Annotated in this window: 11 protein-coding genes; 8 read left to right on the forward strand and 3 right to left on the reverse strand. The window is 70.2% G+C overall.

Annotation, left to right across the window (positions count from 1 at the left end):
- Nucleotides 1–150 precede the first annotated feature (150 nt).
- A complete protein-coding gene (locus tag ACFOW4_RS06205; protein WP_377525309.1) occupies nt 151–2,904 on the reverse strand; it encodes a LuxR C-terminal-related transcriptional regulator in 2,754 nt (917 codons plus the stop codon).
- A 221-nt stretch (nt 2,905–3,125) separates the two neighbouring features.
- On the opposite strand from ACFOW4_RS06205, the gene ACFOW4_RS06210 reads away from it, so the two are divergent.
- Nucleotides 3,126–4,214, forward strand: coding sequence for an MBL fold metallo-hydrolase (locus ACFOW4_RS06210; RefSeq protein ID WP_377525311.1), 1,089 nt, complete (start codon nt 3,126–3,128; stop codon nt 4,212–4,214).
- Nucleotides 4,215–4,515: 301 nt separating this feature from the next.
- Complete coding sequence (locus ACFOW4_RS06215) at nt 4,516–5,457, forward strand: LuxR C-terminal-related transcriptional regulator (RefSeq protein ID WP_377525312.1); 942 nt, start codon at nt 4,516–4,518, stop codon at nt 5,455–5,457.
- Nucleotides 5,458–5,609: 152 nt separating this feature from the next.
- Here ACFOW4_RS06215 and ACFOW4_RS06220 read toward each other — a convergent pair whose 3' ends face one another.
- A complete protein-coding gene (locus ACFOW4_RS06220) occupies nt 5,610–8,555 on the reverse strand; it encodes a M4 family metallopeptidase (RefSeq protein ID WP_377525313.1) in 2,946 nt (981 codons plus the stop codon).
- Nucleotides 8,556–8,882: 327 nt separating this feature from the next.
- On the opposite strand from ACFOW4_RS06220, the gene ACFOW4_RS06225 reads away from it, so the two are divergent.
- The 4 genes from ACFOW4_RS06225 (at nt 8,883) to ACFOW4_RS06240 (ending at nt 19,933) form a co-directional block, all read left to right on the forward strand.
- The gene (locus ACFOW4_RS06225; RefSeq protein ID WP_377525315.1) at nt 8,883–11,834 is read left to right on the forward strand and encodes a helix-turn-helix transcriptional regulator; all 2,952 of its coding nucleotides are present in this window, start codon (nt 8,883–8,885) and stop codon (nt 11,832–11,834) included.
- 80 nt (nt 11,835–11,914) lie between these two features.
- Nucleotides 11,915–12,076 carry a hypothetical protein gene (locus ACFOW4_RS06230; RefSeq protein WP_377525317.1) on the forward strand — a complete coding sequence of 54 codons (162 nt, stop codon included), beginning with the start codon at nt 11,915–11,917 and terminating at the stop codon, nt 12,074–12,076.
- A gap of 13 nt (nt 12,077–12,089) precedes the next feature.
- Entirely contained in the window at nt 12,090–18,278 is a 6,189-nt protein-coding gene (locus tag ACFOW4_RS06235) for a S8 family serine peptidase (RefSeq protein WP_377525319.1), read from the forward strand.
- Nucleotides 18,279–18,508: 230 nt separating this feature from the next.
- Nucleotides 18,509–19,933 (forward strand): M1 family metallopeptidase, encoded by a 1,425-nt coding sequence (locus ACFOW4_RS06240; protein WP_377525320.1) that lies wholly within the window; start codon nt 18,509–18,511, stop codon nt 19,931–19,933.
- A gap of 142 nt (nt 19,934–20,075) precedes the next feature.
- Here ACFOW4_RS06240 and ACFOW4_RS06245 read toward each other — a convergent pair whose 3' ends face one another.
- Nucleotides 20,076–20,768, reverse strand: a complete 693-nt coding sequence (locus tag ACFOW4_RS06245) for a helix-turn-helix transcriptional regulator (RefSeq protein ID WP_377525323.1) — start codon at nt 20,766–20,768, stop codon at nt 20,076–20,078.
- Nucleotides 20,769–20,876: 108 nt separating this feature from the next.
- Here ACFOW4_RS06245 and folE point away from each other — a divergent pair, with 108 nt between their 5' ends.
- Both folE and ACFOW4_RS06255 read left to right on the forward strand, forming a co-directional pair.
- Nucleotides 20,877–21,515 carry a GTP cyclohydrolase I FolE gene (folE, locus tag ACFOW4_RS06250; protein WP_377525324.1) on the forward strand — a complete coding sequence of 213 codons (639 nt, stop codon included), beginning with the start codon at nt 20,877–20,879 and terminating at the stop codon, nt 21,513–21,515.
- A gap of 43 nt (nt 21,516–21,558) precedes the next feature.
- Nucleotides 21,559–22,812 (forward strand): NAD(P)/FAD-dependent oxidoreductase, encoded by a 1,254-nt coding sequence (locus ACFOW4_RS06255; protein ID WP_377525326.1) that lies wholly within the window; start codon nt 21,559–21,561, stop codon nt 22,810–22,812.
- Nucleotides 22,813–22,815: the final 3 nt, after the last annotated feature.

A 22,815-nucleotide genomic window follows, 5' to 3' on the forward strand; every position in this document is an offset into this window, starting at 1 on the left:
CCAACCAAGCCCACCCCGCGAGCCGCGACCGCGACGATCAGTGGGTTCGCGCCCACGAAAGGTCCACGCAGCGCGTCGCCGCCGTCGTCAAGCAGCTCGACGTCACGGAACGCACCGCGCTGCAGGCCTGTCACCCCTCGACAGCCTGCGTCAGATGACGCCCGCCATGATGGCGGCGAGGGCGGAGCGCGAGGAGACGCCGAGCTTGGGGTAGATCCGGTACAGGTGGGTGCTGACAGTCCGTGGGGACAGGAAGAGCCGGCTGGCGATCTCCCGGTTGCTCAGACCCTGCGCCACCAGTCGGGAGACCTGCAGCTCCTGCGGGGTGAGCTGGTCGATCCCGTCGGCGGGCCGGCGCCGGGTCTCGCCCGATGCCCGCAGTTCCCGCTGGGCACGGTCGGCCCAGGGGCGGGCGCCGAGCGCGTCGAAGGTGTCGGCGGCGGCGCGCAGCATCGGCCGGGCGGCGGCCGGCTGGCGCCGCCGGAGCCGGGTGCCGTAGGCGAGCTGGAGGCGGGCTCGTTCGAACGGCCATGCGGTGAAATCGGTCCCGAGGGTCGCCCGCAGCGTCGCCTCGGACTGGTCGTCCGGCGTCAGCAGGGCCCGCGCGCAGCGCAGGGTCACCCGCAGCAGTGGCGACGGGCCGGCCGCGTCGATCGGCTCCAGCTCGCGGATCCTGGCCGCCACCTGCTCGTGCCGGTCGCAATGCGCACCCGCCTCGGCGAGGTGGGCGATGACGGAGAACCGGACATACGGGTGGTAGGACGCCGAGGACGGATCGAAGATGGCGTCCAACTCGTCGTGGGCTTCGGTGTACCTTCCGTCAGCCAGCGCAGCGACGCCTCGGATGACCCGCACCAGGGCGAGCATGCTGTGCGCGCCATTCGACAACAGCGCCCGCTCACACTCGTCGGCCATGGCGCGCGCGGTGTCGCTGTTACCGCGCAGCGCCTCCGCGTGCCCGTGGTGGAGCATGTTGGGCACCCGGTAGTTGCGCTGGCCGGTCTCGGCCGCAAGCGCGTCGGCCTCGGCCGCCGCCGCGCGAGCGAGAGAGGCGTCGCCGAGCGCGACAGCGTTCCATGCCTGGTAGGTCAGTGCCCAGGTGAGCGAGATGAGGTTCCCCTGCTGGCGGTTCAGTGCAACCGCCTCGGCGGCCAGTCGGGTGGCCGCCCCGAGCGCACCGACCGCGGTCGCACCTGCCGCGAGCTCGGTCAGATCGATCCCGGACAGGTCCGGCCGCTCCAGCAGGGCAGCCAACCGCTCGACGACCACGGCGCCCCTTTCGACCGGCGCGATCACGCCGAGCGTGGCGACCAGCCGCGGGGTCAGCGCGGGCAGGTCGAGGCGGTCGAGCAGGGCGAGCCACTCGTCCCGCAGCTCCTGGTCGAGGTTGGAGAAGTACCCGCGCAGCGCGACGCGGAACAGGACGTCCAGCGCGCAGTCGGGGTGACCGGACCGGTGCAACCCTTCGGCGGCGGCGATATGGGTCGGCAGCCGGGCGGAACCCGACCAACCGCCGTCGGCGACCTCCCGGAGCAGATGCAGGACCATCTGGTCCTCGACCGACAGATCCCCGGGGACGATTGCCCGCAGGAGCTGGGCCGCACCCTCGTGGTCCGCGACCTCCAGCGTCATCTCCAAGGCCCGCAGCAACAGGCTCGCGCGCCGACGGACGTCGCCGGTCAGCTGGGCGGCCCGGGCCCACAGCGGCGCTGCGGCACCGGCCGCGCCGCGCTGACCCAGCCGGGCGGCGAGCTGGTCCACCTCGTCGGCGACCCGTTCGTCGATGCCGACGGTGGCCGCCGCGCGGTGCCGGACCGCGCGTTCCGGGTCGCTGGTCACCCGGGCGAGCGCGGTATGCGCCTGCTGCCGCTGGGTGAAGGTCGCCTCCTGCCGGATCGCGGAGCGCACCAGTGGGTGGCGGAACCGGATCTGGAAGCTGTCGTTGACGTCCACCAGGCGGGCGGCGATGGCCGGTTCCACGTCCTCGACGGTCAGTGGAACGCCAGCCACCAGGGTCGCGGCGGCCATGATTTCGCCGAGCCGGTCGCCGTCGTCGAGCGCGGCGACCAGCAGCAGCGCGCGGGTCGGGACCGGCATCTCGGCGATCGACGAGCCGAAGGTCCGTTCCAGGCGGGTGGTCAGCGGCAACGAGGAGGGCGGCAGCCCGGTTTCGCCAGCGCGCGTGACGGCCGCGGCCAGTTCGCCAAGGGCGAGCGGGTTGCCGGCCGCCTCGGCGAGGATCCGTGCGCGCAGCCGGGGTTCCAGATGCGGAGCCGACTCGTCCAGCAGGGCCAGCGAGTGCTCCTCCGACAACGGCTCCACCTGTAGTTCCGCCACGGACATCTGGGCCAGCCGGACCTCGGTCTCCGGGCCGTCGCGCATTGCCAGGATCAGCGCGACCGGGTCGGTGGCCAGGCGTCGGCCGACGAACGCGAGGGCTTCCCAGCTCGGGGTGTCCAGCCACTGAGCGTCGTCCACGAGGATCAGCAGCGGTCTGTGCGCGGAGCGTGTGGTCAGCGCGTCGAGCAGCACCAGTGAGAGCTGGAACTGGTAGTGGCCAAGGTTCGCTCCCACGGCCGGCGGCTGGCCGACACCGAGCATTCCCAGCAGCGTGTGCGCGGCGGCGAACGGCAGGCGCCACTCTGCCTGCACGCCTTCCAGCGTCAACGTCTCGATCCCGCGGCCGGTCGCTTCCTCCCCGATCCCGGTCAGCAGTGCGGACTTGCCGATTCCCGCCCCGCCGCGAACGACGAGCACACCACCGTGGTCTGGCAGGCCCGTCACGAACTGACGGAGGACAGCGAGCTCGGGCTCCCGTCCCCACATGATCCGTCGCACTTCTAGCAGGCTACGTCGGTCGCCGCCCGGCCCGTTCTCTCCGCGGCACGGAGTGTGACCCCCCATACCCTGAGGGTACGCCCCGGCCCGCCCCACACCATCACCGGCGATGCCGCCGGGTTGACCGACGTCGAGTGACGCACGTCATGCCGACCAGGCTTCACAACTGCGTCAAACGACTTATGCAAGCCGGCCCCGCAGGTTCGTATCCTCCTCAACGGTTGGGGGGATCTGAGAGCTGCGGCGACCTCGCGCGTGGCGGCCCCCTGGCTGTGAAAGGACGTGTCATGACGATCGAGCGCGAACACCCCCAGTCCACGAGGCGCCGAACTCTGCTGAAAGGGGCGGTGGTTGGTGCCGTGCCGGTGGTGACGGGGCTGCTCGGTGGAGGTCTGGCGTTCTCCGGTAGCGCGAGTGCGGCCGACACGCTGCCGGAGTACGCGCCGGTGCCCGCGGCCTCGGTCGGGCCGGCGCTGAACGCCGCCGGGTACTACGTGGGCCAGATCCGCGGAAACCTCTACTGGGTGACCGACTCCTATTACCAGGCGATGTTCCTGACGACGACAGAAGGCGTCGTGCTCGTCGACGCACCGCCCACGATCGGGCACAACCTGCTGCGGGCCATCGACGACGTCACCCGGGCCAACGGCATGCCCAACAAGGTCACGCACCTGATCTACTCCCACTCGCACGCCGACCACATCGGCGCTTCGGGCATCTTCGGCAAGAACGTGGTACGCATCGGGCATACGGAGACCCGCCGACTGCTCCTCCTCGATCGGGACCCCAACAGGCCGGTGCCGACGGAGACGTTCGACCACCGGTACGTGCTGAAGGTGGGCGGTGAGCGGCTGGAGCTCGCCTACCACGGCCCGAACCACTCGCCCGACAACATCTTCATCTACGCTCCCGCGCAGCGGACCCTCATGGTCGTGGACGTGGTCTTCCCGGGCTGGGTACCGTTCAAGAGCCTCGCCGTCTCCCAGGACATCCCCGCGTGGGTGAAGGCGCACGACGTGGTGCTGGAGTACCCGTGGCAGACCTTGGTCGGCGGCCACCTCGGGCGCTTGGGCGTCCGTGCAGACGGCGACATCCAGAAGCAGTACATGGCCGATCTCGACGCAGCGGTCCGGAACGCCTCGGCGACGGTGGACCCCACGCCCTACTTCCAGAAGTACGGGCCGAGCGGCAACTCTTGGGCGATCTTCAAGACCTACCTTGACGCCGTCGCCCGTCAGGCCGCCGAGCCGGTCGTCGCCAAGTACACGGGAACGCTGGCCGCCGTCGATGTCTTCACCGTGGACAACGCCTTCGCACTGCTGGAGTCCCACCGGATCGACGGCGGACTCCTCGGCCCCTTCGGCATCCATCCGTAGCGGTACGACGCTCCTCCAGCTCCACGATGCGCCGGCCGGCTCGACGGACATGGGCGGATACGGGCGTCCTCGGTTGCCATCACGGCTGGTACAACTTGCACGGCTGCACAGCAGCCTGGGCCACCGCAGTCCCGCCGACTACGAGGCCGCCCCGGCGGTCTGGCCACCACATCGATGGTGTCCGGTCGAAGCGGAACATGCTCAGACCACAGGAGTATCGGAACGTATGGACGGAACTGCGGGCAGCCCGTGGGCGGTAACCGGTCTGGATCCACTGGCCGGGCGGGTGTTGGAGCACCTGGTGGCCGTGCCGTCGGCGGGCGTCAGCGAGGTGGCGACGGCGGTCGAGGTGTCCCCGGCGGAGGCGGAACGAGCACTGCGGCACCTTGCGGACTCCGGACTGGTGCTGCAGATCGACGGCACGGCGCCGCGATGGGCGGCCGGCCCCCCGCGGTCGTCACTCAGCGCCCTGCTGGCGCGGCGGCGGGCCGAACTGGCCCACGTGGAGGGCCTCGTGGAGCGGCTGCACGAGATGTATGAGGCGGTGTCCGGGCCGCGCGCTGCGCACCTGGTGGAACTGCTGGAGCGCGAGGATGAGGTGCCAGCGCGCTACGGTCAGCTGCTGAAGGGGAGTTCGGTCGAGGTACTGCATCTGGCCAAGCCGCCGTATGTGACGGCCACGCAGGCGTCCGTCGGGGAATCGGGAGTGGCGCCCGGGGTGCGCATGCGGTCGGTGTACGAGACGGAGGGCTTTACCGACGCGGTGTCCCTCAAGACGGCGCTGCGCGGTACGGGTCAGGGCGGGGAACTGCGGCTGGCGTCACGGCTGCCGGTGAAGTTGGTGGTGTTCGACCGGGCGGCGGCTCTGCTGCCGGTACGCGGGGACCGCCCGACGGCGGGTTCAATGGTGGTGCACTCGCCCGCGCTGGTGGTGGCGCTGGTGGCGCTGTTCGAGAGCGTGTGGGAGCGCGCCGACCCGGTGTCGCTGACGAGCTGGCACGACGGTCCGGCCCCGAAGGGCAGTCTGACGACCGTGGGGCCGGACCGGCGAACACGCGAGATCCTGCACATGATGGCAACCGGGATGAAGGACGAGGCGATCGCCCGCGTCCTCAAGGTGAGCCGCCGTACCGTGCAGAAACATGTCAGCGATGCGGGTTCCCTGCTCGGCGCCCGGACCCGGTTCCAGATCGCGCTGCTGGCGGCGGAGCGGGGGTGGCTGAAGGAGTCGGTGGGGACCTGATGCCGCACCGGGCCTGCCGGTCCGGCACCCACACAGCGCCAAGGCTCACGGCCACCGCATGATCTCCAAGGGTCACGACCCGTGGTGACCAAGCGGTGGCCGTTACGCCCTCTACCGGGCGCCGTCGTGCATCGCGCTTTCCTAGCGGGGACTCACTCGCAGGACTTGGCTCCCTTCGCGTACGCCAGGCCGAAACCGCCTGCCGACGAGTCCATGAAGATCACCTCGCGCCCCGCGCCCGCGGTCGCGAACATCTGCGCGCCCGGACTGCACGACGCCGGGCCGAGGTACGCCCCGCCGAACGTGTACTGCTTGAGCTTGGGGTTGAGCGAGTTGTCCGGGTAGCCGCCGGTCGCGAGCCAGAGCTCCGCGGGGGCCTCCTCCGTGACCGTGAGGGTCGTGTCGGACAGCGTGAGGACGTCGGCACGGATCGCCTGCGGGGAGTTCTCCTCGAAGAGCAGGTGGCTGGTGCCCGTGGCGAAGTCGAAGAGCCGCACCGAGTCGTTGAACGTCCCCTTGCTCCACTCGCCGTCGACGTAGCGGCCGTAGTCGCGGTTGATCACCCAGGCGACGCCGGTGCCGGACACCTGCGGGTAGCTCATCGTCTCGGCGCCGGGGTCGCCGCCGGCGAAGGTCGTCTTCCCCGTCGCGACGTCGTACACCTCGACGCCCAGCGACCACCGGTTGCCGTTGACGTCGGGCTGCGCGTACTCCTCGTAGCGCACGTACGAGATCTTCCCGTTCTTGACACTCGGCGCTGTCGCGTTCCCGAGCCAGTCGGGGTGTGCGAGGGTGTGGACGGTCGGTGAGCTGCCCTGCAGGTAGCGCACGACATCGCGGTACCCCTGCGTCGGCTCGTACTGGCTCCACGCGACGACGGTGCCGTCGAAGCCCAGGCCGTCGATCCGGTACGGGGAGCTGTAGAGCTCCTCGACGTCGCCGCCGCCGACGGGCGCCGACAGGATGCGGTCGATCTCCCACGTCGGCGAGTCGGGGTTGTTCTCAATCGACAGCCACACGACCCGCTTGCCGTCGGTGTGCGGGAAGCTGTGGGTGTTCCCGTCGTTCGGGGAGATCCGGTACGGGGCGACCTTGCCGTCGGTGCGGCCCACCCAGATCGACGGCGGCTGGGTGCGGTTCGCGTCCGACCGCGGCACGGTGAACCAGCCGCCGGCCATGCTCGCCGTCATGTCGACGTACAGCCCGGTGTTGAGCCGGTCGACCAGCAGGTCTGTGTTCTTGCCGTACAGATTCGCCTTCCACTTCGCGGTGATCCCGCGCGAGTCGAACGCCGCCTGCACCGCCTTGAAGTCCTTGGTGTTCAGGCCGAAGGACTTGGCGGAGGCGAGCACCGCGTCGCGGGCGTCGACGAAGTCGGACATGGGCGTGAGGTAGTCGGTGAGCGCCCGGTAGACGATCTTGTCGGCGACCGCACCACCGAACGCCTGACGCAGGTCCCACAGCGCCCCAGACACGATCGTCGAGTTGAGGTGCACGCCGCCGTCGTCCATCTGCGGCGTGTCCATGAGGTGCTGGAAGTCCGCCGTGGTAGCGCCGTCGTCGAGGTTGCGCAGGGCGCACTTCGCGGGCGCCAGGGTGCGGCAGAGGTCGCCGCCGATCAGGCTCGCCTCCGGGTCGGACATCGACGTGCCCGCCGCGTCGAGGTCGATGGCGTTGCCGAAGTAGTCGGCGATCGCCTCGTTGAGGGCGCCCGGCTGGCCGGCGTAGACGAGGCTGGCGGAGTTCTCCACCACACCGTGCGTCATCTCGTGGCCCACGACGTCCGGGTCGGCGGCCAGCGGCAGGTACTCGTCGTCGCCGCTGCCGTACACCATGCGGGTGCCGTCCCAGTACGCGTTGACGAACGGGTAGCCACCGTAGGTGATGCCGACGATCGAGTTGATCGGCATGCCGTCGTCGTCCAGGCTGTTGCGCCCGAGCTTCGTCTGGAACCACTCGAACACCTTCGCGGCGTCCCAGGCCGCGTCCACGGCGCCGGCGTCGGTCAGGTCGGCGCCGAGCGTGCTCGACGGCGACGCGAACGGGCCCACGCCCTCGGGCAGCTGGCCGTCGAGCAACTCGTAGTAGTCCCGGCCCCGAGCGTCCCAGGTGGTGATCGGCACCGTCCGGCCGTCCGCGACGGTGTGGGTCTGGTCGATCATGAGGTAGGAGCTGGCGTCGCCGGTCCGGACGAGCGGGACCGGCACCGTGGCGCCGTGCAGGCTCGTGCCCTCGCCGACGACCGGCGTCGTGCCGTTGCCCGCCGGGGTCGACTTCGTCGCGGTCCGCGGCGCGACGGCGCTTCCGCCGGCGGCCAGGGCGGCGGCCTGCTGGGCGGTGGCGAACGTCTTGATCCGGCTGATGCTGAGCAGCGTCACCCCGTTCGTCGCGCCCACGTACACGTCGCGGAGCACGGGCTGGCCCGTGACGACGTCCTTGCCCTTGACGAGCACGCGCCGCGCGAGCAGGCCGGTGCCGGTCGGCATGACCACGAGCCCCTGGTCGGTACCGCTGAGGTCGGCGTGGGCCGCGTCGGGGGTCGTGCCGGGCCGCGGGGCGCCGGCCACCACGGCCGCGCCGGGGTGCAGGCTCCTGCGCACGTCCTCGACCGCGCGGGAGATCGCGACGTTCGCGGGCATCGTGGTGCCCGTCGTGTCGACGTCGAGGTCCGTGAAGTAGCTGCCAGACGTGCCGGTCACCGTGCGCTTGCCGGCCTTCTTCTCCATCCGCACCACGTACTGGGCGCCGAACACGGGCAGGCCCTTGTACTTCTGGTTCAGCCGGACCGTCTCCCGCGCCCCCTGTGCGTCGACGCTCGCTGTGGTGAGCGTGCCGGCCGGGTCGGCGATCTTGTAGCGGTCCTTGTGGCCCGCGAGGTGGGCCTTGGCCGCCTTGTCCGGTGCGGTCGTGGCGTCAACCGGGTCGGCCAGGTCGTCCACGAGCGCGGGGGTGTCCGTAGCGGGCGCCACGCTGGCCGGGACGGACGCCTCCGCGGCCGTCGTCGTGCCCGTTGCCGCGTTCGCGGCCTGGGCGGTGGTTCCAAGGAGGGCGGCCGCCGCCAGGATGGCGAGGGCGGGTGGTGCCTTGGGTCTACGCATCTGTTGCTCCTGCAAGGTGGTCCAGCGCCCGGCCGACTCCTTGCGGCACGGGTTGCGCTCACCCTCACCGCGGTGTGGCCACCGCCACAAGGACCACTTTGCGCAGCTGCACAAGTCGGAAGCTCACCGAGGGAGCGCCGATCCGAACGGCATACCTGGTCGGGGCCGATGGTGGGCGCAGTGCCATCCGCAAGGCGTCCGACATCGTCTTCGTCGGAGCGTAGGCGACCCGAAGCCACCCGACTGGTCGATGACCGTTGCCATCACGCAACGTGAGTCGCCGCGATGCTACTTGCGCCCGAGCAGCGAAGAGCGAGATCATCACGCATGCTCGACCCCTTGCCCGCCGCCAGGACTTCACCGACGGTTTCCACGCCGGATTTCGTGGGTCGTGATCGGGAGCTGGCGGCGCTCAGGAGCGCCTTGGCCCGGCCACCGGCGATCGTGCTGGTGGAGGGCGAGGCGGGGATCGGGAAGAGCCGACTGCTGCGGGAGTGGTTGGCCGCGCCGGACCAGCGCAACGCCTTGGTGTCGGTGTGCCCACCGCTTCGCGAGTCGCTGACGTTGGGGCCGATCGTCGACGCGTTCCGTGCGATCGACCGCCCGGTGTCGCGATTGCGGCTCAGCGAGCTGGCGGGTGCGTTACGGCCCCTGTTCCCTGAATGGTCCTCGGACCTGCCGCCCGCATTGCCGCCCTTGGACGACGCGAAGGCGGCACGGCATCGCCTGTTCCGCGCCCTGGACGAGCTGCTGCGGGCTCTGCGTGTCGACGTTCTCGTGCTCGAGGACGCTCACTGGGCCGACGAGGTGACCTTGGAGTTTCTGCTGTTCGTCACCTCCCGACAGCAGTCGGACGGGCCAAGCCTCGTGATCTCCTATCGGCCGGAGGAGGTGGACGTCGGGTCGCTGTTGCTGCGGCTGACGTCTCGGTTGCCCGCTGGCGTGACCCAGCTGAGGATCGCCCTGGCGCCGATGCGACCCGACGACACGGCAGCACTGGTGTCCTCGATGCTGGACGGCAACCCGATATCGCAGGAGTTCACGACGTTCATGCACGAGCGGACCGGTGGCGTTCCGCTGGCGCTGGAGGAGTCGGTTCGCCTCATGTGCGACCGTGCCGACCTCGTCTTCCGCGACGGGCAGTGGGTCCGGCTGAAGCTGCGCGAGCTACAGGTGCCGCCAACGGTGCGCGACTCCACCCGGGAGCGGGTGGGCCGTCTGTCGCCGACGGCGCAGCAGGTGCTGCGAGCCGCGGCCACGTTAGCTGAACGGTCGTCGCTGGCCACGATCGCGAGGACCGCCGGTCTGTCACCAACTGCGTGTCGAGTCGCTGTCGCGGAAGCTGCCGACGCCGGCGTCCTGGACGGAGACGACCGCGGCCGGTGGCGATTCCGTCACGTGCTGGCCGCCACGGCTGTGTACGAAGCGATCCCGTTGACCGACCGCAGACACTTGCACCTGCTGGCCGGCCGGGCCTTGGAGGACATCCATCCGCCGCCTGTCGCACGCCTTGCCCACCACTTCCGTGAGGCGGGCGAGACGCGGTCCTGGGCGCGGTACGCCGAGCAGGGCGCCGAGCTGGCCATGGCCTCGGGTGATCACACCAAGGCAGTCGACTTGCTGGTCGATCTGTTGTCGTGGTCCGAGCTGCCGCCGGCGGATCGGGCACGAGTCGCGCGCATCGCCGGAGTTGCCGCACTGGGCCGTCGTGAGCGGGTCGACGAGGTCCACCACCGCGTGATCCGTACCTTGCGCTCGGTCCTGCACACCCCCGGTCTGTCCGCCCGTCAGCAGGCCGAAATCCGCAACCCGCTGGGCCGACTCCTGATCACCGGGGGTGAGGCACAGGCCGCACTCAGTGAGCTGGAGCAGGCGGTGGCCAACCTTGACCATGACCCGGTCGAGGCGGCTCGGGCAATGACCTATCTGGGATGGGCCTATGCGGGGCCGTGGCCGGCGTCGACCCACCGGCGTTGGCTGGATCGCGCCGCCGAGCTCGCCGCCGAATTCGATTCTCCCGCGGAGCGGCTGAACCTGGCCGGCAACCGAGCCGCGGCGTTGCTCATGCTCGGCGAAGAGGAGGCCTGGGACGTCGTCGCCGGCCTGCCCACCGACGGCGCGAGCTCGGCGGAGCGTCTCGACGTGGCCCGCATCCACGCGAATGTCGGAACCGGCGCACTGATCTGGGGCCGGTACGCCGATGCGGAGAAACACCTCGCCGTGGCCCTGCGCCTTGCCGAGGCCGAGCGGGCGTCCCGGTTGCAGCACAACGTCCGGCTCGAAGGGGCCAACCTGGCGTGGCTGACCGGCCGGTGGGAGGGTCTCGCGGAGCGAAGCGCGGCACTCGCCGATGCCGACCGGGACCGGCCGGCGCACTACCTCGGCAGCGTTCGCCTCGCGGCCCGGTTGGCAGCCGCAGCCGGACGGCGGCGCGCCGCGGAGGAGCAGTTCCGGCTCGTCCTCGAGGAGTCTGCCCGTCTCGGCGCAGCCGACGACACGATGGAGGCCGCCGCTGCGCTGGCCAGACTGTGGCTGACGGACGGAAACAGCGGCCGGGCGCTGCAGGTCACGAACGAGCCGATCGACACGGTCCGGAGAAAGGGCATCTGGGTCTGGGCGACGGACCTCGTCCCGGCCCGGGTCGAGGCGCACCTCGCCGCGGGCGACCTGAAGGCTGCGACACGCCTGGGCGACCAGTTCGCCAGAGGACTGCGTGGCCGTACGGCGCCTGCGCCTCGCGCCGCGCTCACCCTATGCCGCGCCCTGCTGCTCGCCGCAGCCGGAGACCATGCCCGCGCGGCGACGGCATACGATCGGGCGGCGCGCGCCTGGAGCGCGTTGCCGCGCCCCTACGACGTCCTGCTCGCCCGCGAGCGTCAAGCCGAGGCGCTCATCGCGCAAGGCCAGCTCGAGCAAGGCCGAGAGCTGCTGGCCGCGCAGTACGAGCAACTGTTCAGGCTCGGAGCCCGCGGCGATGCGGACCGTGTCGCACAACGGCTTCGCGAACACGGCGCCGAGGTTCCGCGACTGTGGCGCGGCGGCCGACGAGGGTACGGCGACCAGCTCTCACCTCGCGAGCTCGATGTGGTCCAACTGGTTGTCGGCGGTAGGACGAACCGGGAGATCAGCCGGATCCTGGCCAAGTCGCCAGCCACGGTGGATCAACAGCTACGTGCGGCGATGCGCAAGTTGAAGGTGACCTCCCGGACCGCGCTCGCGGTCAAGGCAGTGGAGGCCGGAGTGTTCGCAGAAGAGGACTCCCTCGGCGACGCGTCGTGAAAATTGACGTATCCGCTGGATAGCGAGCGGTCACTCGTGCGTCGAGCATGACTGCATGATCCATAGCCGTAGGCGAATGCATGGCTGAGCAACCTGTCGCGCGTGACGACTCCGCCAGCGAGCACCAGCCACCACCCGAGCTGTCGCGCGAGCCGCGCGTCAGCGCCCGCGACGCCTCCGACGCCCACGACGCCGATGGTGCCGACGAGCACGAGAGCCACGACCCCTACCAACCCCTGTAGGCGAAGGACCCCCATGAGACTCAAAGCCCTCGCGGCTTCGCTGGCCGTAGCGGTCGGCCTGAGCATGATCCAGCCACCACCGGCGTCCGCCGCTGAGCCGGATCCCGGCGCGGCCGCCAACAAGATCGAGTCGAGCCTGAAGGACCGTTTCCGCGCGCAGCCAACTTCCGACTTCTGGATCACGTTCGACACCAAGGCCGATCTCGCCCCCGCCAAGAAGATCGCGAACTGGAGCGCTCGGGGTCAGTTCGTCTACGACGCGCTGAAAGGGGCAGCGAAGAGCTCCGCGGCGTCCGTCTCCGCCGAGCTCGACGCGGCGGGCGTGAAGTACACGTCCTACCCACTCGTCAACGCCGTGCTCGTCAAGGGCGGCACGCAGAAGCTCGCGCTCGACGTGGCCTCGGTCGGGCAGGTCGCCGAGATCCACGCGACGCCGCAGGTCGCGCTGGTCGAGCCCGTGGACGAAAAGACGCCGGCCGACAAGGCCGCCCGCCCCGCCGCCCCGAAGGCCGCTGCCGAGGCAGGCACCGCCACGTGGGGTCTGGACGCCATTCACGCCCCCCAGGCGTGGGCCATGGGCGCCACCGGTGCGGGCATCACCGTGTCCAACCTCGACTCGGGCGTCCAGTTCGACCACCCCGCCCTGATGCACCAGTACCGCGGCACGAAGCCGGATGGCACCGTCGACCACAACTACAACTGGATGGCCGCCCGGGGCACGTGCACGGGCGCGCCGTGCGACGACAACGGACACGGCACGCACACCATGGGCACCATGGTCGGCGACGACGGCACCAACCACGTCGGCGTCGCCCCGGGGGCGCAGTGGATCGCGACGAACGGCTGCTGCGACAGCAGCGGCGTCGAGTCGCTGCTCAAGTCCGGCTGGTGGCTGCTCGCCCCGACCGACGTCCAGGGACACAACCCTGACCCGTCCAGGCGCCCCCACGTCATCAACAACTCGTGGGGTCAGACCGTCGAACACAACTTCGACGGCTTCTTCCAGGCCATCGACGAGGCCTGGAGCGCGGCAGGCATCTTCAGCGTCTGGTCATCGGGCAACACCGCGCCGTACGCGGCCTGCGACACCGTCTCCTCGCCCGGCTCCGCCGAGAGTGCCTACTCCGTCGGCGCGTACGACTCGGACGGCACGCTCGCGTCGTTCTCCCGCAAGGGTGAGGGTGAGGGTGGCCGGATCAAGCCCGAGATCTCCGCTCCGGGCGTCGCCGTCCGATCGTCCTACCCGAACAACAGTTACGTCGAGATGGCCGGCACGTCGATGGCGGCTCCCCACGTCGCCGGCGCCGTCGCCGACCTGTGGAGCTACGACCCGACGCTCATCGGGCAGGTTGAGCAGACCCGCCGCCTGCTCGCCGACTCGGCCGTCGATGTCGACGACACCGAGTGCGGCGGCACCGCCGACGTCAACAACAAGTACGGCGAAGGCCGGCTCGACCTCGTCCGCCTGCTCGAGCTCGCGCCCCGGCAGGGCGGCACCCTCACGGGTGTCGTCACCGCCGACGGCGCCCCGGTCCCCGCCGCCGACGTGACGATCAGCGGACCGTTCAGCCGGTCCATCGGCATCGACAAGGACGGCCGGTTCAAGATCAACCTGCCGGCCGGTGACTACCAGGTCAGCACCAAGGTCTTCGGCTACCTGACCGCGACCGCCAACGTCACGATCTCCCTCGGCCAGGACACCTCCGTCAAGCTGCCGCTCACGGCCGCCGCGCGCCACGACATCAGCGGCAAGGTCGTCGACGACAAGAAGCAGCCGGTCCCGAACGCCGACGTCTCCGTCAAGGACACGCCGCTGAAGCCGGTACGCACGGATGCCAACGGCGCGTTCACGATCGCCGGTGTGCCGGAGGGCCAGTACGGGCTCGCCGTCACGCCCAACGCCTGCTTGTCGCCCACGACGGTCCCGCTGACCGTCGGCGCGCAGAACGAGTCGCGCGAGATCCCGGTCGGGCTCGTCGTCGACAAGGGCGGCTACAGCTGCGCCGTCTCCGAAGGCGAGTACCTGCGCGGCACCGACCAGGTCGCGTTCACCAACGGCGTGTGGGCGACGGTGAAGCTGCCGTTCCCGATCGCGCTCTACAACGGCAGCCACGACACCCTCGGTATCAGCCTGCGCGGCGTGATCACTCCGGACGAGGGCACCGGACCCGGCAGCGGCGGTGCGGGCGTCTTCCCGTTCTACGTCCAGACCCCCGTCGAGTTCGCCCCCGGCGGTGGCGTCTTCACGGCGGCCACCAAGGTCGATGGCGAGGACGCGTTCGTCGTCGAGTTCCGCAACGCCAAGATCTGGGCCTACCCGATCCGGTCGGAGTACACGGAGCCGGTCAACTTCTCGGCCGCGCTCACCCGCTCGGGCAAGGTGATCTTCGGGTACGGCGACGGCATCGGCACCGACGACCCGGTGACCGCCGGCGCCAAAACCATCACCGGGATCCAGGGTTGGGCCGGCGTCGACGGCATCCGGTTTTCCGACAGCGCCCCGGTGCTGCACGACGGGATGATCGTCACCTACGACCTTCCGGACTGGGGCTACCTCGACGCGACCGTCGTCGACAAGAACGACGGGCTGCCGGTGTCCGGGGCCAAGGTCTCGTTCACGAACAAGAACGGGCTCGTCGAGGCGGTCACGACCAACGGGACGGGCATCGTGCACCGTCAGCTTCCGGTCGGCGACTACACCATGACGGTCGACGCGCCGAACTACACGACCGCGGCATACCCCTTCTCCCTCGACAAGCTCTACGCGAACGCCAAGATCGACGCGCGTCTGACCACGGGCGTCGCCGGTCTGAAGGCGAGCGGCCTCGACGCCGTGTTGGGCACCGACCAGAACGGTGTGGGCTCGCTGACGCTGACCAACACCGGTTCCGCCCCGCTGACGTATGACCTGGGTGAGGCCGCGCGCCACCCGGAGCTTGACGCCGCCGGCGCCACCGCACGCACCGGGACGGGTGCGGCCAGCACGATCGACCTCACCGCGTGGAAGGCCGGCGCGAGCGGCATGAAGTCGTCGAACGCCGACGGCAAGGCTGCGACGGCGAGCAAGGCGGAAGCACAGGCGGCCGCCAAGGTCGGCCCCACCTCCGGCGGCGACGTCATCACCCGGATCCCCATCCCGGGCACGATCCAGGAGAAGGAGCCCACCGGCATCGGGTACGACGGTGACGTCTGGGTCCACGACTACATCGAGCGGACCAACACCGCCTACACGGTGACGGGCAAGCCGACCGGCAAGGTCTTCGACGCGTCGTGGAACCCCGCGTACCGCGCGTTCGACATGGCGCTCGACACCAAGACCGGTGACATGTGCCAGATGGAGGACAGCCCGGCCAGCTACATCCACTGCTTCGACCGCAAGACCGGCAAGGAGACCCGGCAGATCAAGGGTGACTGGTCCACGCTGCAGCTGACCGGACTCGCCTACAACCCGGCGGAGGACGTGTTCTACGTCGGCGGCCGGGCGAACGGCATGATCGGCACCGTCGCCGGCACGTCGCACGACAACGCCGGTGCACTGCTGTCGTTCTGCGCGCCGCCGCTGCCCGAGGTGATGGGCCTGGCCTACAACCAGGCGTCCGACACCATCTGGTACACCGACCTCACCTCGAACCGGCCCACTCGCCTGCTGCAGGTCGACCCCGACGACTGCTCGCTGGTGAACGCGTGGTGGTTCCCGGGCCAGAAGGCGACCCAGGGCGGCGGCCTCGAGACCGACTCGACCGGGGCGCTGTGGGCGGCGGACCAGGTCGCCGACGACGTCGTGCTGGTCGACGTCGAGGACGACCTGCTCACCGACCTGCCGTGGCTGTCGCTCTCCTCGACCGGCGGCACCCTCGCCCCGGGCGAGTCGACGACCGTCAAGGTCTCGATCTCCTCGAAGGACGCCAAGCCAGGGGTCCTCGGCGCGAACATCGTGGTGAGGTCCGACTCCGGACGCCAGTCCAAGACCTACGTCCCGGTGACGCTCACGACCACGAAGTACCAGGTCGGCGTCAACGCCGGCGGCTCGAAGTTCACCGACGGCTCCGGCTACACCTGGTCGGGCGACCAGGCCGCCGGCAAGGCGGCGTGGGGCTACGACGGGAAGACGAAGGTCGCCTCCACGCCGGCCGGGATCGAAGGCACGACGGACGACGCCCTGTTCCAGTCCCAGCGCACCACGCCACTCAAGGACCTGACCTACAGCTTCCCCGACGCGCCCAAGGGGACCTACGCGATCGATCTCGGGTTCGCCGAGATCGAGAACGTGGCCAAGGGGAAGCGGGTGTTCGACGTCCTCGTGGACGGCTCGCTGACGGAGTACGCGTACGACGCAGCCGCAGCCGTGGGGCCGAACGCCGCCGACTGGCGCACCGCCGTCGTGAAGCACGAGGGCGGTCCGCTGACCGTGGAGTTGCGGGGTTCGAAGGGACTACGGGCCCCGACCATCGCCGCGCTGCGTGTGACGCTCGACCCGCGCGCAGACACGGCGGAGCCGGAGCCCCAGCCCGAACAGCCGGAGCCGGGCCCCGTGCCGGTGGCCCCCGCCGGTCGCTCGTACTCGATGAAGGTGACCGACGGGCTCTACCGCCAGGGTACGGAGGAGTCCGGGTGGCACGGCGATGACGTCTGCGGCGTGCTGTGGTTCGACTCCAGCTTCCTGTTCCCGTTCTACGACACGGCCTGGGACGGCGTGTGCGTGACGACGAACGGCCAGCTGATCTTCGACCAGGCCAGCGCCGTGGGAAACAACACGGAGCTGCCGTCGCCATACGGCTTCGACGCGATCTATCCGCTCTGGGACGACCTGGTCGTCGACGACGAGGCGGGCATCTACTTCGGCAAGACCGAGGTGGACGGCCTGGCTGCTGAGGTCATCGAGTGGCGCAACGCCACCTTCTACAACGACCAGACGGCTCGCGTGAGCTTCTCGGTCACGCTGATCGCGGACGGCCGCATCCAGATCGGGTACGGCGACGGTGTCGGCGGCGACAACCCCCTCACCCGGGGGTCGTCGGCGACGGTCGGTGTGGAGAGCCTGACGCGTAACCCCGCGGGCCAGTACTCCTTCGACCAGCCCATCCTGAAGGCCGGCCTGGGCCTGGAGTACACCCTCCCGGCCGCGGGCACGATCGAGGGCACCGTCACCGACAAGAACGACGGCAAGCCGATCGAGGGCGCGATCGTCACGCTCAAGGGGCCCGGCGGTGAGCGGGTCATCACGGCCGACGCGAAGGGCCGGTGGAAGGCCCAGGCGCTCGTCGGCGAGAACACCGTGGAGGTGTCGGCGCCGAACTACGTCACCGCCAGCCACCCCGTGACCATCGCCAAGAAGGATCAGGCCGAGGTGGTCGACACGGCGTTGACCACGGGCATCGCCACCGTCACGGGAGGTGACCTCGACTGGCTCCTCGACAAGGGCCAGAAGGCGACGGCCGGCGTGACCGTGACCAACACCGGCTCCGCCCCGCTCGAGGTGCGGCTCAGCGAACAGAAGCGGACCAGCGACGGTGGGCACGAGGCCGCCGACCTTCCGTGGCTGACTCTCACGGGCGCGGCCGCAACCGGCACGGTCACGCTGGCGGCCGGGGAGTCCACCACGGTCACGGCGACGGCCGACAACGCCGGCGTCGAGCCCGGTGTGCTCGTCGGGGACGTGCTCGTAGCGTCGAACGCCGGCAAGCGCGAGGCCCAGCTCAAGCCGGTCCGAATGGCGACCTCGGCCTACTGGAAGGGCGTCGACGTGGGCGGATCCGGGTACGTCGGCACCGACGGCTTCGTCTGGTCGCCCGACCAGGAGCTCGGTTCGCGGCCGTGGGGCTACGTCGGCGGCACGGCGCGTGCCACCAAGGCCGACATCGGCGGCACGGAAGACGATGACCTGTTCCGCACCCAGCGGACCGGCAAGACGTTCACCTACGTGTTCAAGAATGCGCCCGCCGGGACGTACCGGCTCGGCTTCGACTTCGCGGAGATCGAGAAGGTCAAGGCCGGCATGCGTACCTTCGATGTTCTGGTCGACGGCAAGGCCGTGCTCCACGACCACGACGTGCAGGCGAAGGCGGGTGCGCTGACCGCGGACGTGAACGCGGTCACCATCGAGCACGCCGGTGGCGATCTGACGGTCGAGCTCCGCAGCGAGATCGGCGAGCGCGACCCGATCCTCAACGCCCTGAAGGTCCAGCAGGACCCGCGCCTGTGAGATAGCCAAACCGGTCCGTCAGCAGTGGTCAGAGCCTCCTCGGGAAGGATCGCCGGGGAGGCTCTGACCGCGACTACCAGGTTTGCAGCTTTGGCCCGTATCCACATTCGCACGAACGGCGAAGGCTAGGTGGCGTGCAGCCCTTGACGCATCCGCGTCGGGTGCGAGTGGATAGGGCATACACCTCTGGTGGCAGGCGCTGCCGTGGCAGTCCAATGGGGAGGATTCACATGACAATCCCACGCCCGCGCGGTGCCGCGCTCGCTATGGTCGCTCTGGTGGCCCTCGGTCCGGTGGTGGCACCGGACGCGGCCGGCGCAGCGCCTGGCAACCCTGGAGCCCCCCGCTACTCGGCCGGTGCGGCGAGCGCCGGCGACCCGTACTTCCCGGATCAGGGCAACGGCGGATACGACGTCCAGCACTACGACATCAACTTCTCCTACGACCCGGCGACAAGATTCATTGATGCCACCGCCACCATCATCGCGATCGCGACTCAGGACCTCAATCGGTTCAACCTGGACTTTCGCGGTCCGGAAGTTTCCGCCGTGACGGTCAACGGGCATGCGCACGACTTCATCCGAGACGGTCAGGAACTGATCGTCACCCCGCGTCCGAAGCTCAAGACCGGGCACACGTTCACCGTGGTGGTGAGGTACGCCGGCGTACCGGGCCCGATCACCGACCCCGACGGGTCGATCGAAGGGTGGGTGCCCACCGACGACGGCGCCTTCGTCGTCGGGGAGCCCCAGGGCACGCCCGCCTGGCTGCCCACCAACGACCATCCGACCGACAAGGCCACCTTCCGGTTCACCGCGAAGGTGCCGGCGGGGCTCACCGCCGTCGGCAACGGCCAGATCCTGTCCCGGGATACCCGGGACGGTTGGACCACCTTCACCTGGGACTCGACCGAGCCGATGGCCACCTACCTGGCGACGATCACCATCGGCAACTTCCTGGTCACCGAATCGACCACGCCGAGCGGGATCCCCGTGTACGTCGCGATCGACCCTCGGCAGGTCGCCGGGTCCTCCGCCGCGGTCGCGCAGATTCCAAAGATGATTGACTTCTTCTCCTCGAAGTTCGGCCCGTACCCGTTCGCCTCGACCGGTGCGATCATCGACCGGGCCCCCGACGTCGGCTACGCCCTGGAGACCCAGACCAAGCCGATCTTCTCCAGCCCGGCGAGCGTCGGCACCATGGCGCACGAGCTGGCACACCAGTGGTACGGCGACAGCGTCTCCCCGCGGCGTTGGTCGGACATCTGGCTCAACGAGGGCTTCGCCACCTACGCCCAGTGGATGTACACCGAGTACAACGGTGGCGCGTCGGTCAGCCAGACCTTCAACAGCAGCAGCAACTACGGTCGGGCCCCGTCGTCGCCGTTCTGGCAGATCGTCCTCGCCGACCCGGGCCCCGAGGACATGTTCAGCAACATCCCGTACAACCGGGGCGCGATGACCCTGCACGCGCTGCGCGGCAAGATCGGTGACGGCACCTTCTTCCGCATCCTGCGGGAGTGGGCGGCCAGCAACCGGTACAGCCACGCCGCAACGGCCGACTTCATCGCCCTCTCCGAGCGCGAATCCGGGCAGAACCTCAGCACCTTCTTCGATACGTGGCTGTTCCAAAAGGGCAAGCCCACGACCTGGTGAAAGTAGGGCCGGGGCCCGCGACCGTCCCGGTCGCGGTGCGCCCCACCCATGCTTTGAAGGGCGGACTGAACCGCCCGGGCTGCGCCCGTCCGCGCCACGACAACTGCGCCGAAACGCGAACGGCCACGATCGCGAGGTCCGCCTATCGCTGGTCGTGGGTGATGGTGACGCAGCACTGATCGGGGCCGGGATTGAGCCGGGCACACCGGCCGCGTGCGCCGTCGGCCGCCAGGAGGCCGTCGATGAGGTCGAGGTTCATGCCGCAGACCAGCTCCGTGTACTGCGCGGCGAGGCTGTGGAAGGGACAGTTGGCCAGGAAGACCTCACCGTCGATCGTGCGTGGCTCATAGCCGTTGCGGGCCAGCACGGCGGTCACCACGTCTTCGTCGCCGTCGCGCTGCGCCTCGGCGGGGTGGTTCTTTAGGAGGGTTCGCCCGGTCGTGCGTGCAGCCGTCCGCAGCGCCTGGTCGACGGGTACACCGTCCCGGGTGGCCACGGTGACGGCTTCGGCCAGCACCCGCCCCGCCAGGTCGTACCGGCGCGCGGGCAGGCTGACGGAGACATCGCGGTCGGAGCGCCGGTAGAGCTTCGCCGGCCGGCCGGCGCCGGGCCCGCTGCGGCCGGGCGGGCGGCTGTACTCGACGTCGAGCAGCCCCTCGGCGACGAGCCGGTCGAGGTTGAACTTCGCGACGTGGTGCGCGACGCCGGTCGCGGCCGCCGCGGCCTCGCGGCTGACCGGCTCGTCCTGCGCGACCACGTAGCAGTACAGCTCCCTGCGGACGGGTTCGCCGAGCGCCGCGACGCGGGCTACGTCGGCCGCGAAGTTCTCGGACATCGTCACCTCCCTTGGGGATCGCGCCTTCCACTCTATCGGACACACGGGTTGACGAAAGAGATGCGGGAGTTCTAACGTCGAGCAGACCTTCCGTTAGAAGGAGCTCGCATGACCAGCACAGCATGCCGGAGTACGCGCGAGTTCGGCCCGGTCGGCGGCGCGGCGCACCCGCGGCTGGCCCGGGCCGTGGCGCCCATCGACCTCGACGCGGCCACCGACGCCGTCCGGGCGCTGCTCGTGGCGCTCGGGCAGGATGTCGACTCCGAGCATCTGCTCGACACGCCGCGGCGCGTCGCCGCCGCGTACGCCGAGCTGCTGACCCCCGAGCCGTTCGTCCTCACGACGTTCCCCAACGACGACCGGTACGACGAGCTGGTGCTGGTGCGCGACGTGCCGTTCCGGTCGTTGTGTGAGCACCACCTGCTGCCCTTCCACGGGGTCGCCCACATCGGCTACCTGCCCGAGCAGCGGATCGTCGGCCTGTCCAAACTCGCCCGCGTCGTCGAGCACTACGCCCGCGGCCTGCAGGTGCAGGAGCGCCTCACCCAGCAGATCGCGAACTGCCTCCAGCACAACCTGCACGCAAAGGGCGTCGCCGTCGTCCTGGAGGCCGAGCACCTGTGCATGTCGCTGCGCGGCGTACGCGTCGCCGGCGCGAAGACGACCACCTCGGCGCTGCTCGGACTGCACCGCGACCACCCGGCGACCCGCGCCGAATTCTTCGCCCTCACCGGCCTGCGCCGTTGACCGCCGGCGCCGACAACCTCGGCGCACCGATTCGAGGAGAACCATGAGCACCAGCCAGCAGACGTTCGTCATCGTCGGGGGCGGACTCGCCGGCGCCAAGGCCGCCGAGGCGCTGCGCGAGCGCGGCTTCGGCGGTCGGGTCGTGCTGATCGGTGCGGAGCTCACCCGCCCGTACGAGCGGCCACCACTGTCCAAGGGCTACCTCACCGGTAAGGCAAAGCTCGCGTCGGTGTTCGTCCACGACGAGACGTTCTACGCCGAACGCTCCGTCGAGCTGCTCACCTCCACCACCGTCACCGGGCTGGGCCTCGCCGACCAGACCGTCCACCTGTCCGACGGCAGCACGCTGCGGTTCGACAAGGCGCTGCTGGCGACCGGCGCGCAGCCGCGCCAGCTGACCGTCCCCGGTGCCGAGCTGGCTGGGGTGCACTACCTGCGAACGGTCGCCGACGCCGATGCGTTGATCGCCGCCGCCGGATCGGCGACCTCCGTGGCCGTCATCGGGGCCGGCTGGATCGGCTCCGAGATCGCCGCGTCCCTGCGCACCCGAGGGCTCGCGGTCACGCTCATCGAACCGTCGGCCGTACCCCTGGAGCGGGTCCTCGGTCGGGAGGTTGGCGAGGTCTACCGGGACCTGCACGCTCGGCACGGCGTCGACCTGCGTCTGGGCGAGGGCGTCGCCGCGCTGCACGGCGGCCGGCGGGTCGAGGAGGTGCTCACCACCGCGGGCACCCGCGTCGGCGCGGATCTCGTCGTCGCCGGCGTCGGCGCCACTCCCCGCACGCGGCTCGCCGCCGAGGCCGGCCTGAGCGTCGACGACGGCGTCGTCACGGACGAGTACCTGCGCACCAGCCACCCCAACGTCTACGCCGCGGGCGACGTCGCCCGCGCCTGGCACCCGGTGTTCGGCGCTCGGGTGCGTGTCGAGCACTGGGCCAACGCCCTCAACCAGGGCCCCGCGGCCGCCGCGAACATGCTCGATGCCCGGGAGCCCTACACGCGCGTGCCGTACTTCTTCTCCGACCAGTACGACCTCGGTATGGAGTACAGCGGCTACTGCCCCGACTGGGACCAGGTCGTCTTCCGCGGCGACCCCGGCGCTGGCGGGTTCATCGCGTTCTGGCTGCGCGACGGTGTCGTCGCGGCAGCCATGAACGCGAACGTCTGGGACGTCAGCGAACACCTTCGGCAGCTGGTCCGCGACCGTCTGCGGGTCCCCGTCGAACACCTGGCCGACCCCGGCGTTCCGGTGGAGACGCTGCTGGCCGCGCCGTCCGGCGCCATGACCGAGGAGTGAGTG

This window comes from Micromonospora sp. GCM10011542 (assembly GCF_042650685.1).
GTDB lineage: Bacteria > Actinomycetota > Actinomycetes > Mycobacteriales > Micromonosporaceae > Micromonospora.

Bases quoted from the DNA above. Each gene is read 5' to 3' on its own strand.
- ACFOW4_RS06205 (WP_377525309.1), bottom strand. From the start codon at position 2,904: ATGGGGGGTCACACTCCGTGCCGCGGAGAGAACGGGCCGGGCGGCGAC.
- ACFOW4_RS06210 (WP_377525311.1), top strand. From the start codon at position 3,126: ATGACGATCGAGCGCGAACACCCCCAGTCCACGAGGCGCCGAACTCTG.
- ACFOW4_RS06220 (WP_377525313.1), bottom strand. From the start codon at position 8,555: ATGCGTAGACCCAAGGCACCACCCGCCCTCGCCATCCTGGCGGCGGCC.
- ACFOW4_RS06225 (WP_377525315.1), top strand. From the start codon at position 8,883: ATGCTCGACCCCTTGCCCGCCGCCAGGACTTCACCGACGGTTTCCACG.
- ACFOW4_RS06230 (WP_377525317.1), top strand. From the start codon at position 11,915: ATGGCTGAGCAACCTGTCGCGCGTGACGACTCCGCCAGCGAGCACCAG.
- ACFOW4_RS06235 (WP_377525319.1), top strand. From the start codon at position 12,090: ATGAGACTCAAAGCCCTCGCGGCTTCGCTGGCCGTAGCGGTCGGCCTG.
- ACFOW4_RS06240 (WP_377525320.1), top strand. From the start codon at position 18,509: ATGACAATCCCACGCCCGCGCGGTGCCGCGCTCGCTATGGTCGCTCTG.
- ACFOW4_RS06245 (WP_377525323.1), bottom strand. From the start codon at position 20,768: ATGTCCGAGAACTTCGCGGCCGACGTAGCCCGCGTCGCGGCGCTCGGC.
- folE (WP_377525324.1), top strand. From the start codon at position 20,877: ATGACCAGCACAGCATGCCGGAGTACGCGCGAGTTCGGCCCGGTCGGC.
- ACFOW4_RS06255 (WP_377525326.1), top strand. From the start codon at position 21,559: ATGAGCACCAGCCAGCAGACGTTCGTCATCGTCGGGGGCGGACTCGCC.